This window comes from Streptomyces sp. NPDC047043 (genome assembly GCF_040644055.1).
Classification (GTDB): Bacteria; Actinomycetota; Actinomycetes; order Streptomycetales; family Streptomycetaceae; genus Streptomyces.
In genome coordinates this window covers 291,074-303,651 of sequence record NZ_JBEYVO010000005.1, presented here as the reverse complement: position 1 = coordinate 303,651, position 12,578 = coordinate 291,074, and the positions used below count along the sequence as shown (strand labels likewise).

At 70.2% G+C, this 12,578-nt stretch carries 12 protein-coding genes; 8 read left to right on the top strand and 4 right to left on the bottom strand.

All coding sequences use genetic code 11. The features are described 5' to 3' along the window. Nucleotides 1-16 precede the first annotated feature (16 nt). Nucleotides 17-688 carry a response regulator transcription factor gene (locus ABZ880_RS10455; RefSeq protein ID WP_016639462.1) on the bottom strand — a complete coding sequence of 224 codons (672 nt, stop codon included), beginning with the start codon at nt 686-688 and terminating at the stop codon, nt 17-19. Nucleotides 689-815: 127 nt separating this feature from the next. After that, entirely contained in the window at nt 816-1,757 is a 942-nt protein-coding gene (locus tag ABZ880_RS10450) for a RecB family exonuclease (protein WP_361259824.1), read from the bottom strand. A 175-nt stretch (nt 1,758-1,932) separates the two neighbouring features. On the opposite strand from ABZ880_RS10450, the gene ABZ880_RS10445 reads away from it, so the two are divergent. The 3 genes from ABZ880_RS10445 to ABZ880_RS10435 all read left to right on the top strand — a co-directional run bounded on the left by ABZ880_RS10445 (nt 1,933) and on the right by ABZ880_RS10435 (nt 5,179). Next, nucleotides 1,933-3,444 carry a site-2 protease family protein gene (locus tag ABZ880_RS10445; protein ID WP_361259822.1) on the top strand — a complete coding sequence of 504 codons (1,512 nt, stop codon included), beginning with the start codon at nt 1,933-1,935 and terminating at the stop codon, nt 3,442-3,444. A gap of 38 nt (nt 3,445-3,482) precedes the next feature. Further along, entirely contained in the window at nt 3,483-4,382 is a 900-nt protein-coding gene (locus tag ABZ880_RS10440) for a tRNA (adenine-N1)-methyltransferase (protein WP_361259820.1), read from the top strand. Nucleotides 4,383-4,603: 221 nt separating this feature from the next. Beyond that, entirely contained in the window at nt 4,604-5,179 is a 576-nt protein-coding gene (locus ABZ880_RS10435; RefSeq protein WP_361259818.1) for a hypothetical protein, read from the top strand. A gap of 57 nt (nt 5,180-5,236) precedes the next feature. Here ABZ880_RS10435 and ABZ880_RS10430 read toward each other — a convergent pair whose 3' ends face one another. Further along, nucleotides 5,237-5,542, bottom strand: coding sequence for a ferredoxin (locus ABZ880_RS10430; protein ID WP_361259816.1), 306 nt, complete (start codon nt 5,540-5,542; stop codon nt 5,237-5,239). A 242-nt stretch (nt 5,543-5,784) separates the two neighbouring features. Here ABZ880_RS10430 and arc point away from each other — a divergent pair, with 242 nt between their 5' ends. The 5 genes from arc (at nt 5,785) to prcA (ending at nt 11,473) form a co-directional block, all read left to right on the top strand. Next, nucleotides 5,785-7,551 carry a proteasome ATPase gene (arc, locus tag ABZ880_RS10425; protein WP_361259814.1) on the top strand — a complete coding sequence of 589 codons (1,767 nt, stop codon included), beginning with the start codon at nt 5,785-5,787 and terminating at the stop codon, nt 7,549-7,551. 245 nt (nt 7,552-7,796) lie between these two features. Continuing rightward, nucleotides 7,797-9,308 (top strand): depupylase/deamidase Dop, encoded by a 1,512-nt coding sequence (gene dop / locus ABZ880_RS10420; RefSeq protein ID WP_361259812.1) that lies wholly within the window; start codon nt 7,797-7,799, stop codon nt 9,306-9,308. 154 nt (nt 9,309-9,462) lie between these two features. Then, entirely contained in the window at nt 9,463-9,681 is a 219-nt protein-coding gene (locus ABZ880_RS10415) for a ubiquitin-like protein Pup (RefSeq protein WP_030608326.1), read from the top strand. 148 nt (nt 9,682-9,829) lie between these two features. Beyond that, on the top strand, nt 9,830-10,675 hold the full coding sequence (prcB, locus tag ABZ880_RS10410; protein WP_361259810.1) for a proteasome subunit beta: 846 nt from the start codon (nt 9,830-9,832) through the stop codon (nt 10,673-10,675). A gap of 60 nt (nt 10,676-10,735) precedes the next feature. Beyond that, entirely contained in the window at nt 10,736-11,473 is a 738-nt protein-coding gene (prcA, locus tag ABZ880_RS10405) for a proteasome subunit alpha (protein WP_361259808.1), read from the top strand. A gap of 60 nt (nt 11,474-11,533) precedes the next feature. On the opposite strand, the gene ABZ880_RS10400 is transcribed toward prcA, so the two are convergent. Beyond that, nucleotides 11,534-12,550, bottom strand: coding sequence for a LacI family DNA-binding transcriptional regulator (locus tag ABZ880_RS10400; protein WP_361259806.1), 1,017 nt, complete (start codon nt 12,548-12,550; stop codon nt 11,534-11,536). Nucleotides 12,551-12,578 lie beyond the last annotated feature (28 nt).

Sequence of the window (12,578 nt, the reverse complement as noted above, 5' to 3'; positions counted from 1 at the left end):
CGTACGACGACTGCCGCTACTGCGCGCCGGGCCGCACCAGTCCGCTCTCGTAGGCGTACACCGCGGCCTGTACCCGGTCGCGCAGCCCCAGCTTGGTAAGGACATGCCCGACGTGCGTCTTGACCGTGGTCTCGCTGACGAACAGGTCGGCGGCGATCTCGGCGTTCGAGAGCCCGCGCGCCACCAGCTTCAGCACCTCGACCTCGCGCTCGGTCAGCGTGTGCAGCGTGTCCGGGACCGGCTCGTCACCGGAGGGCAGATGACCGGCGTACTTGTCGAGCAGCCGTCGGGTGATGCTCGGTGCGAGCATCGCCTCGCCGGCCGCCACCACCCGGATCGCCTGCACCAGCTCGTTGGCCGGCGCGTCCTTCAGCAGGAAGCCGCTGGCACCCGCCCGCAGTGCCTCCACCACGTACTCGTCGAGGTCGAAGGTGGTCAGCACCAGCACCTTCGCCGGGCCGTCCCGCCCGGGCCCGGTGATCTGCCGGGTCGCCTCCACACCGTCCATCCGCGGCATGCGGATGTCCATCAGGACCACGTCGGGCTGCAGCGCCCGCACCTGGTCGAGCGCCTGGAGGCCGTCTCCGGCCTCGCCGACGACCGCGATGTCCTGCTCGGCCTCCAGGATCATCCGGAAGCCGGTACGCAGCAGCGGCTGGTCGTCGACCAGTAGGACGCGGATGGCCACGTAAGTCTCCTTCGCTAGTCCGGCCCCATTCTGCCCTGCGGGACGTCAGCGGACCCGACCGCCCTCGGAGCCGGTGGTCGAACCCCGGCCGGGCGCCCGCCGCCTGGCACGTGCGCCCGGCCGGGGTTCAGCCACCGGCTCTGACCGGCAGCGGATAGGGCGGGGGGGTGCCCCCGAACTCCGGGCAGTGCGCCTGGTGGTCGCACCAGCCGCACAGCTTGGTGGGCCGCGGCCGCCAGTCGCCCGACTCCGTCGCCTGCCGGATCGCCTCCCACAGCGCGAGCAGCTTGCGCTCGACGCGCTCCAGGTCGGCGAGGACGGGGTCGTACGTCAGGACGTCCCCGCTCCCGAGATACACGAGCTGCAGCCGCCGCGGGACGATCTTCTTCAGGCGCCACACCACCAGGGCGTAGAACTTCATCTGGAACAGCGCGCCCTCGGCGTACTCGGGCCGGGGCGCCTTGCCCGTCTTGTAGTCGACGATCCGCACCTCGCCCGTGGGCGCCACGTCGACCCGGTCGATGATCCCGCGCAGCGTCAGCCCCGAGTCCAGCTCGGCCTCGACCCACAACTCCCGCTCGGCGGGCTCCAGCCGGGTCGGATCCTCCAGCGTGAACCAGCGCTCCACGAGCTGCTCGGCCTCGCCCAGCCACCGCGCGAGCCGCTCCCCGTCGGGATCGTCCTCGAACAGCTCCACGACCTCGGGCCTGCTCTCCCGCAGCCGGTCCCACTGGCCGGGGATCAGCGACTTGGCGCGCGGCGCGGTCCGCTCCGCGGCCGGGGCGTCGAAGAGCCGCTCCAGGACCGCGTGCACCAGCGTGCCGCGCGTGGCCGCCTCGCTCGGCTTCTCGGGCAGCCGGTCGATGACCCGGAACCGGTAGAGCAGCGGGCACTGCATGAAGTCACTGGCACGCGAGGGCGACAGACTGGCGGGCGCTATGGCGACCGGCGGGGGCGTGTCCGCCGTGTCGACCGCCGTCGCCGGCGTCTGTTCCTCCGTCACGGGCGGATCCGCCTGTGCCGTACCGCTGCCGGCGGCCTCCGCCGCGCCCTCCGTGCTCGTCTCCATGACCCCAGACCTTACGGCCCGCCACTGACAGTGACTCACCCGCGGCCGTGACGGGTGCGACGGCTGGGAAAACACAGGGGGTGCCGGGGCGGAACGCGCCGCGACGGCCGCATACCATCGACCCCAGACCCTTCCGCCCGGCAGGCGCGGAAGACGCTTCGAACGAGGGGACATCGTGGACGAGAGCGGCGGGAGCGGGCAGCCGCGGCCCGGCACCGACGAGCCGGCCGAGCACCACGCAGGGGCCCCGGCCCCAGCCGCGCCCACACCCACCCCGGCCGAGGAACAGCCCACACAGGCCGCCGAGCGGGAGGACGGCAGCGAGCCCACGAAGAGCAACGGCACCGGGCCGGACCCGTCCCAGGGTGCCGACCCGGAAGCGAGCCCTGCGGACAGCCACCCGGACCAGAGCTCCGCGGACGACCGCCCCTTCCACGACGGCGACCACGCCGCGCCCCACGCCTCCGGCCACGGCGACCACCGCACCCTCGCCCACTCCGGCACCACCAGGACCACCCCGCCCCAGCGCCCCGAATCCCCCCGCGGCGGCCTCCTCATGGGCCGCCCCTTCGGCGTGCCCGTGTACGTCGCGCCCAGCTGGTTCCTCGTCGCCGCCCTGATCACCTGGGTCTTCGGCGGCCAGCTCGACCGCGTCCTGCCCGAACTCGGCGCCGCCCGCTACCTCGTCTCCCTCTTCTTCGCGGTCGCCTTCTACGCCTCCGTCCTGGTCCACGAACTGGCCCACACGGTCGCCGCGTTGCGCTTCAAGCTCCCGGTCCGCCGCATCCAGCTCCAGTTCTTCGGAGGCGTCTCCGAGATCGAGAAGGAGGCCGAGACCCCCGGCCGGGAGTTCGTCCTGGCCTTCGTCGGCCCCCTCCTCTCCCTCGTCCTCGCAGGCCTCTTCTACGTCGCCCTGCAGCCCGTCGAGCCCGGCACCGTCCCCGGCGTCCTGCTGGCCGGCCTGATGATCTCCAACCTCATCGTGGCCGCCTTCAACCTCCTGCCCGGACTGCCCCTCGACGGCGGCCGCATGCTCCGCGCCGTCGTCTGGAAGATCACCGGCAAGCCGATGAGCGGCACCATCGCCGCCGCCTGGGTCGGCCGGGCCCTCGCCGTCTCCGTCCTGATCGGCCTTCCGCTGCTCACCCAGTCCGGCGCCCTCGGCTCCACCGCCGAGGACAGCGTCGGCATGGACACCGTCACCGACGCCCTGCTCGCCGCGATCCTCGCCGCCATCATCTGGACCGGCGCGGGCAACAGCCTGCGCATGGCCCGGCTGCGCGAACACCTCCCCGAGCTGCGCGCCCGCAACCTCACCCGCCGGGCCGTCCCGGTCGAGACGGACACCCCGCTGTCCGAGGCCCTGCGCCGCGCCAACTCCGCCGGTGCCCGCGCCCTCGTCGTGGTCGACGCCGAGGGCAACCCGCTCTCGCTGGTGCGCGAGGCCGCCATCGTCGGCGTACCGGAACACCGCCGCCCCTGGGTGCCCGTCAGCGGTCTCGCCCAGGACCTCACGGACGGCATGCGCGTCTCGGCGGAACTGGCGGGGGAGGACCTCCTCGACGTCCTGCGGGCCACCCCCGCCACCGAGTACCTGGTGGTCGAGGAGACCGGCGAGATCTACGGCGTCCTGTCCGCCGCCGACGTCGAGCGGGCCTTCGTGAAGGCCATGGCCAGACCGTCCTAGTGGTCGGCGGCCCTGCCAAACCCCGGTAGTCTGTTCACATGTCCGAACCGACCGGTGCCGCCCGCAGGCGCGGGCCCTTCAAGGTCGGGGACCAGGTTCAGCTGACCGACCCCAAGGGCCGCCACTACACGTTCACGCTCGAGGCCGGGAAGAACTTCCACACCCACAAGGGTTCCTTCCCGCACGACGAACTGATCGGTGCTCCCGAGGGCAGCGTTGTCCGCACCACCGGGAACGTCGCCTACCTCGCGCTGCGCCCCCTGCTCCCCGACTATGTCCTGTCCATGCCCCGCGGGGCTGCCGTCGTCTACCCCAAGGACGCCGGGCAGATCCTCGCCTTCGCCGACATCTTCCCCGGCGCCCGCGTCGTGGAGGCCGGCGTCGGCTCCGGCTCGCTCAGCAGCTTCCTGCTGCGCGCCATCGGCGACCAGGGCATGCTGCACAGCTACGAGCGCCGCGAGGACTTCGCCGAGATCGCCCAGCAGAACGTGGAGCGCTACTTCGGCGGCCCGCACCCCGCCTGGCAGCTCACCGTCGGCGACCTCCAGGACAACCTGAGCGACGTCGACGTCGACCGCGTCATCCTCGACATGCTCGCCCCCTGGGAGTGCCTGGAGGCCGTCTCCAAGGCGCTCGTCCCCGGCGGCATCCTGTGCTGCTACGTCGCGACCACCACCCAGCTCGCGAGGACCGTCGAGTCCATCCGCGAAATCGGCTCCTTCAACGAGCCGACCGCCTGGGAGACGATGATCCGCAACTGGCACATCGAGGGCCTGGCCGTCCGCCCGGACCACCGGATGATCGGCCACACCGGCTTCCTCCTCACCGCCCGCCGCCTCGCCGACGGCGTCGAGCCCCCCATGCGCCGCCGCCGCCCCGCCAAGGGCGCCTACGGCGAGGACTACGCCGGCCCCAACGCGGACGGGGGCGGTCGCTGACGCGACCGCGTACCGCAGTCAACGCAATGGCGCTGCGGCCGAGTTCCCGGATGCCGTCCCGAACTCGGCCGCAGCGCCCTTCTGTTGACACGGCGCCACAAAACGAACAATCCCGGCGCGGCGTTGTCGAGGAACCGAACACCCCGCCGTTCCCCCGTACTGTGACGTGTGGCACGATGCAGCCACCCCCACCGGCACAGCCCTCACAGGAGACACTCCTAGTGCAGCAATCCGCCGTTCCGGAACTGGCACACACGCACACCCGACCGATCCACTGGGTCGCCACCGCCACGGCCGTCGCGGGCGTGATGGCACTCTCCTCGCTCCTGCAGCCCAACTCCGCGACGGCGGCCCAGGCAGCAGGCCCGCACACCAAGGCCGCCCCCGCGGCCCCCGCGCCCAGTACCGCGGGCGTCGACTTCCCGATCACCTGCGGTCCGGTGAAGGCGGTCGTGCAGAAGAAGGCCACCGGGGACCTCGACGGCGACGGCAACCCGGAGACCGTTGCCGTGGTGCACTGCGACGCCCCCATGGGCACCCCGCCCGACGGCGTGTACGTCCTCACGCGCGCGGCGCACAGCGACAAGCCGCGCGTGGTGGCGACCCTGCTCGACCCCAAGGACGGCGACACGGTGAGTGACTTCGCCGTACGCGAAGGAGCCGTCGTGGCCACCGTGCTCGGCTACTCGTCGAGCGACGTACCGCGCTGCTGCCCGGACGTGACGGACAGTGCCAAGTGGCAGTGGAAGAATGGCGCGTTCATGCGCTCGACACCCGCCGGCGCGCACAGCGTCTGAGTCGCGCAACCAGGTGTGTGAGAAATCCGACAGCGGTGACGGAGCGTGCCGTTCAGGTCACTCGGCGTCGGGGCCGTAGACCTCGACCCTGTCCGAAACTCGTCGTACATGGATGCAGTCGCCCGGGCACTCCTTCGCCGAGTCCACCACATCCGTGAGAAGCGGCAGCGGTACGGGCGTTGTGGCCCCCGGGGCCTGCAGCAACTCGTCGTCCGCGCCCTTCACGTAGGCCAGTCCGTCGATGTCCAACTCGAACACCTCGGGCGCGTACTGGGCGCAGATGCCGTCGCCGGTACACAGGTCCTGGTCGATCCAGACCTCCAGCTCCGAGCCCCCGGCCACGGCCTCCTGCTGCACGCTCATGTCTCCTGCCGACTAATGTCGAGCGGGCGGGAATCCGGCCAGCTCTGACGGGTGTTGAACACTTCGACCCTACCTCCGGCGGCTTCCCAATCATGTTCGGTGGGTATTCCCCTGGCGTGAGGGAGAGCGCAAGGGTGAAGATCGGACACACCTCGACAGTCTTTGTGATCTAGGGGTTTCAATCGACACCCACCCAGGTAGGGTCTGGAAGCGTCCAGCTCCCCTTGGAGGAGGTGAGGACCGTGGCAGCCCACGACGACGACATGAACCGCGGCATCCGCCCGGGACGAGGGTCCGACGACCCGGCCGGGCAGATTGCCTACCTTGAGCAGGAGATCGCCGTCCTGCGACGCAAGCTCGCCGACTCTCCGCGACACACGAGGATTCTCGAAGAGCGGATCGTCGAGCTGCAGACCAACCTGGCCGGCGTGTCCGCCCAGAACGAGCGACTCGCGAACACGCTCCGTGAGGCCCGCGACCAGATCGTGGCCCTCAAGGAGGAGGTCGACCGGCTCGCGCAGCCGCCGGCCGGCTTCGGAGTCTTCCTGACGGCGAACGAGGACGGCACGGCCGACATCTTCACCGGGGGCCGCAAGCTCCGGGTGAACGTCAGTCCGAGCGTCGATCTCGAAGAGCTCCGGCGTGGCCAGGAAGTGATGCTCAACGAAGCGCTCAACGTGGTCGAGGCCATGGAGTTCGAGCGCGTCGGGGACATCGTCACCCTCAAGGAGATCCTCGAGGACGGCGAGCGCGCCCTGGTGCTCGGGCACACCGACGAGGAGCGGGTGGTACGGCTCGCGGAGCCGCTGCTGGACGTCAACATCCGCCCCGGTGACGCCCTGCTGCTCGAACCCCGTTCCGGCTATGTCTACGAGATCGTTCCGAAGAGCGAGGTCGAGGAACTCGTCCTCGAAGAGGTTCCCGACATCGGTTACGAGCAGATCGGCGGACTGGGCGGCCAGATCGAGGCCATCCGCGACGCGGTCGAGCTGCCGTACCTCTACCCGGACCTGTTCAGGGAGCACGAACTGCGGCCGCCCAAGGGCGTCCTGCTCTACGGACCTCCCGGATGCGGAAAGACGCTGATTGCCAAGGCCGTCGCCAACTCGCTGGCCAAGAAGGTCGCCGAGGTCACCGGCCAGGCCGCCGGCAAGAGCTTCTTCCTCAACATCAAGGGCCCCGAGCTGCTGAACAAGTACGTCGGTGAGACCGAGCGGCAGATCCGCCTCGTCTTCCAGCGTGCTCGTGAGAAGGCGTCCGAGGGCACGCCCGTCATCGTCTTCTTCGACGAGATGGAGTCCCTGTTCCGCACCCGAGGCTCCGGCGTCAGCTCGGACGTGGAGAACACGATCGTCCCGCAGCTGCTCGCCGAGATCGACGGTGTCGAGGGCCTGCAGAACGTGGTCGTGATCGGCGCCTCCAACCGCGAGGACATGATCGACCCGGCCATCCTGCGCCCCGGCCGCCTGGACGTGAAGATCAAGATCGAGCGTCCCGACGCCGAGGCCGCGAAGGACATCTTCGGCAAGTACCTCACCGAGCGCCTCCCGCTGCACGCCGACGACATCGGCGAACACGGCGGCAGCAAGACGACCACCGTCGAGAGCATGATCCAGACGGCCGTCGAGCACATGTACGCGGAATCCGAGGAGAACCGCTTCCTGGAGGTCACCTACGCCAACGGTGACAAGGAAGTCCTCTACTTCAAGGACTTCAACTCCGGCGCCATGATCGAGAACATCGTGGGTCGCGCCAAGAAGATGGCGATCAAGGACTTCCTCGACCACAACTCCAAGGGTCTTCGGGTCTCCCACCTCCTCCAGGCATGCGTGGACGAGTTCAAGGAGAACGAGGACCTGCCCAACACCACCAACCCGGACGACTGGGCCCGAATCTCCGGAAAGAAGGGCGAACGGATCGTCTACATCCGTACCCTCATCACCGGAAAGCAGGGCGCCGACACCGGACGCTCCATCGACACGGTGGCGAACACCGGTCAGTACCTGTAAAAGACAGGGCGGCTGCGGGTGCCCTCACCGGGTACCCGCAGCCGACTGCTTTTCAGGCGACAACCGGAGCAAGGGGCGCGCAAGGCAATGACGCAAATGATCTCCCCACCAGCGCAAAGCCGTTCTAGGCTCTTCGGTACCGCCGAGTCGCGCAGTGCGGGGACGGGCACCGCACACGCACCGGAGCGCCAGCGGTACTTGAGCGCCGCCCCCGACCGAGGGCAGCGCCGGGCAAGGAGGGCCGCATGACCGTACGGCGAGTAATGGGCATCGAGACGGAGTACGGCATCTCCGTCCCCGGTCACCCCAACGCCAATGCCATGCTCACCTCGTCCCAGATCGTCAACGCCTACGCGGCGGCGATGCACCGGGCCCGCCGGGCCCGCTGGGACTTCGAGGAGGAGAACCCGCTGCGGGACGCGCGAGGCTTCGACCTCGCCCGCGAGGCCGCCGACGCCAGCCAGCTCACCGACGAGGACATCGGCCTCGCCAACGTGATCCTCACCAATGGCGCGCGCCTGTACGTCGACCACGCGCACCCCGAGTACAGCGCTCCCGAGGTCACCAACCCGCGCGACGCCGTCCTGTGGGACAAGGCCGGCGAGCGCATCATGGCGGAGGCCGCCGAGCGCGCGGCCGCGCTCCCCGGCGCCCAGCCGATCCACCTCTACAAGAACAACACCGACAACAAGGGCGCCTCCTACGGCACGCACGAGAACTACCTGATGAAGCGGGAGACCCCCTTCTCGGACATCGTGCGCCACCTGACGCCCTTCTTCGTCTCCCGTCAGGTCGTCACCGGAGCGGGCCGCGTCGGCATCGGCCAGGACGGGCACGAGCACGGCTTCCAGCTCAGTCAGCGCGCCGACTACTTCGAGGTCGAGGTGGGCCTCGAGACCACCCTCAAGCGCCCGATCATCAACACCCGCGACGAGCCGCACGCGGACGCCGAGAAGTACCGCCGTCTGCACGTGATCATCGGTGACGCGAACCTCTCGGAGATCTCGACCTACCTCAAACTGGGCACGACGGCGCTCGTCCTGTCCATGATCGAGGACGGTTTCATCGCCGTCGACCTGGCCGTGGACCAGCCCGTCCGCACCCTCCACCAGGTCTCCCACGACCCGACGCTCAAACGTCTGGTCACGCTCCGCAGCGGCCGGACCCTCACCGCGGTCCAGCTGCAGATGGAGTACTTCGAGCTGTCGCGCAAGTACGTGGAGGAGCGCTTCGGCTCCGACGCGGACGAGCAGACCAAGGACGTCCTGACCCGCTGGGAGGACACGCTCAACCGTCTGGAGAACGACCCGATGAGCCTGGCCGGCGAGCTGGACTGGGTCGCCAAGCGGGAGCTGATGGAGGGCTACCGGCGCCGCGACGGCCTCGACTGGGACGCCGCGAAGCTGCACCTCCTCGACCTCCAGTACGCCGACGTGCGGGCCGAGAAGGGCCTCTACAACCGTCTGGCGGCCCGCGGCCGCATGAAGCGGCTGCTGGACGAGAGCGACGTCGAGCGGGCCCGTACGAAGCCGCCGGAGGACACGCGCGCGTACTTCCGCGGACGCTGTCTGGAGCAGTACGCGGACGACGTCGCGGCGGCCTCCTGGGACTCGGTGATCTTCGACCTCCCGGGCCGGGACTCGCTCCAGCGGGTCCCAACCCTGGAACCGCTTCGCGGAACGCGAAATCACGTCAAGGAGCTCCTGGACCGCTGCCGCACGGCGGAGGACCTGGTCAGGGTGCTGTCGGGCGGCTGACCGGGCACTCGGGCGGAGGCGGCCGGACAGGGTGGAAAGTCCACCGTCCGGGAATCATCGAGGTGGCCCCCGTACGTTAAGGAACTGCGGGGCCGATGTCGGACCCTGCTTGTAGGGTCTGATCAAGAACGTCGAACCGAGCGGGGTGAGGGTTATGGCGACCAAGGACACCGGCGGCGGACAGCAGAAGGCGACGCGCTCCACCGAGGAGGTCGAGGAGCAGGCACAGGACGCGCAGGCTTCGGAGGACCTCAAGGAGCGCCACGAGAAGCTGTCCGACGACGTCGACTCCGTACTGGACGAGATCGACGACGTCCTCGAGGAGAACGCAGAGGACTTCGTGCGTTCCTTCGTCCAAAAGGGCGGACAGTAACGCCAGTTGCCCGTCCCGGAGCCGGCCCGATGCAACGGGTCGGTGCCGGGACGGATGACCGGCGGTGGCGCGGGTATGGTCCGTGCACAGATGTGAAGATCGGCTCGGCCGTCTGGGCGGGCCGTCGCCTTACCGTGGAAGGAATCGCGTGGAAGCCAACCCTCGTAGCACCGGGCGTCTGCCGGCTGCCTTCCTGACGCCCGGCTCGTCCTCGTTCATGGACTTCCTGGGGGAGCACCAGCCGGAGCTGCTGCCGGGCAACCGGCAACTGCCTCCCACCCAGGGCGTGATCGAGGCTCCGCACGGCACCACCATCGTCGCCGTCTCGTTCCCGGGCGGTGTGGTGCTCGCCGGTGACCGTCGGGCCACGATGGGCAATGTCATCGCGCAGCGGGACATCGAGAAGGTGTTCCCCGCCGACGAGTACTCGGCCGTCGGCATCGCCGGCACCGCCGGTCTCGCCGTCGAGATGGTCAAGCTGTTCCAGCTGGAGCTGGAGCACTTCGAGAAGGTCGAGGGGGCGCAGCTCTCGCTCGAGGGCAAGGCGAACCGGCTGTCGACCATGATCCGTTCCAACCTCGGCATGGCCATGCAGGGCCTGGCCGTGGTGCCCCTCTTCGCGGGTTACGACGTGGACCGCGAGAAGGGCCGCATCTTCTCCTACGACGTGACGGGCGGCCGCTCCGAGGAGCAGGGCTACGCCGCCACCGGCTCCGGCTCGATCTTCGCGCGCGGCGCCATGAAGAAGCTCTTCCGTGACGACCTGACCGAGGACCAGGCCACGACCCTCGTGGTCCAGGCCCTGTACGACGCGGCAGACGACGACTCGGCGACCGGCGGTCCCGATGTCGCCCGCCGGATCTATCCGATCGTCACCGTGATCACCGAGGACGGCTTCCGCCGGCTCACCGACGACGAGTCCTCCGAGATCGCCCGCTCGATCCTGGAGCGGCGCCTGGAGCAGCCCGACGGCCCGCGGGCCGCGCTGCTGTAGCCGGCGGCCCGGTCTTATCAAGGTGATCCAGTGACTTCGACAGAAAGGGACGGATAACCGGTGTCGACGCCGTTCTATGTCTCCCCCCAGCAGGCCATGGCCGACCGGGCGGAGTACGCCCGCAAGGGCATCGCCCGTGGCCGCAGCCTCGTCGTGCTGCAGTTCGCCGACGGCATCGTGTTCGTCGGCGAGAACCCGTCCCGCGCGCTGCACAAGTTCAGCGAGATCTACGACCGGATCGGCTTCGCGGCCGCCGGCAAGTACAACGAGTACGAGAACCTGCGGATCGGCGGCGTACGGTACGCCGACCTCCGCGGTTACACCTACGACCGTGACGACGTGACCGCCCGGGGTCTCGCCAACGTCTACGCGCAGACGCTGGGCACGATCTTCTCCAGCGCGGCCGAGAAGCCGTACGAGGTGGAGCTGGTCGTCGCCGAGGTCGGCGAGACGCCCGAGGGCGACCAGATCTACCGGCTGCCGCACGACGGCTCGATCGTGGACGAGCACGGCTCGGTCGCGGTCGGGGGCAACGCCGAGCAGATCAGCAGCTACCTCGACCAGCGCCACCAGGACGGCATGACCCTGGCCGAGGCCCTCAAGCTGGCCGTCCAGGCCCTCTCCCGCGACACGAACGGCACGGAGCGGGAGATCCCCGCCGAGCGCCTGGAGGTCGCGGTCCTGGACCGTACGCGCCCGCAGGCGCGCAAGTTCAAGCGCATTGTCGGCCGCCAGCTCTCCCGGCTCCTGGAGAGCGACGGAGCGGCCACCGAGGCCGAGAGCTCCGACGAGGAGTAACCGCGCCTCACCTCACCCCTTCTGTGCCCCGGCCGACGACTCGGCCGGGGCACAGGGCGTTCAGGGGGTGCCGGGCGGCGCCGTGGAGCCCCGTACGACCAACTCGACCGGGATGTCCCCGGCCTCGGGCGTGCGGCCGTCCAGGACGGCCAGGAGCGCCCGCATGCCCTGCTCGCCGAAGAGCTCGGCGTCCAGGCGTACGGTCGTCAGCTCGGGGTCGAGGGCGGTGGCCAGGGCGAGGTCGTCCAGGCCGGTGACGGACACGTCGTCGGGGATGCGCAGGCCCAGGCGCCGGGCCGCCTTGTAGGCGCCGGCGGCCAGTTTGTCGTCGTCGCACACCAGGGCCGTGGGCCGGGGGCCGGGAGCCGACAGGGCGGCCTCGGCGGCGGCCAGGGCGCCCTCGATGGAGATCGGCGCACGGACTGTGCGTACCGAGGTGCCCGGGACCGCGCCGACCCGGGTGGCGAGCTCACGCGCGCGTACCTCGAAGGTCCAGGACGCCACGTCCGCCGCCAGATGCAGGAAGCGCCGGTGGCCGAGGCCCAGCAGGTGCTCGGCGACCTGCCGGACGCCGTCGGCGATGTCCAGGTTCACCGTGGCCGCGCCCAGGCTGCCCTCCGGGTCGCTGTCGAGCATCACCAGGGGCAGCTGGTCGCCGCGGATGGCGGTCAGGGCGTCCGCGGCCATGGAGGAGGCGATGACGCCGTCCAGGGCGGCCTGGGCGGAGGCGAAGGGGTCGCGGGCCGGGCCGATGCCCTCGGGGGAGGGGTACAGGACGACTCCGAAACCATGGTCGGCGGCGACGCGGGCGGCACCCGTGTAGACGCCCGCGAAGAACTCCGTCGTGAGGGCCGGGACCACCAGGAGGACCGTCCGGGTGCGCCCCAGACGCAGGTTGCGTGCGGCGAGGTTCGGGCGGTAGCCGAGGTCGCGCGCCGCTTCCCGTACGCGCTCTGCGGTCGCCTCCGAGACCCGGCCGCGCCACTTGTCGCCGAGCACCAGGGAGACCGCGGCCTGGGAGACGCCGGCGGCCTGGGCGACGTCACGGCTCGTGGGGCGTGTGCTGCCTCGTGCCACCGTGGGCCTGCTCCTTCGTCTGGACTCG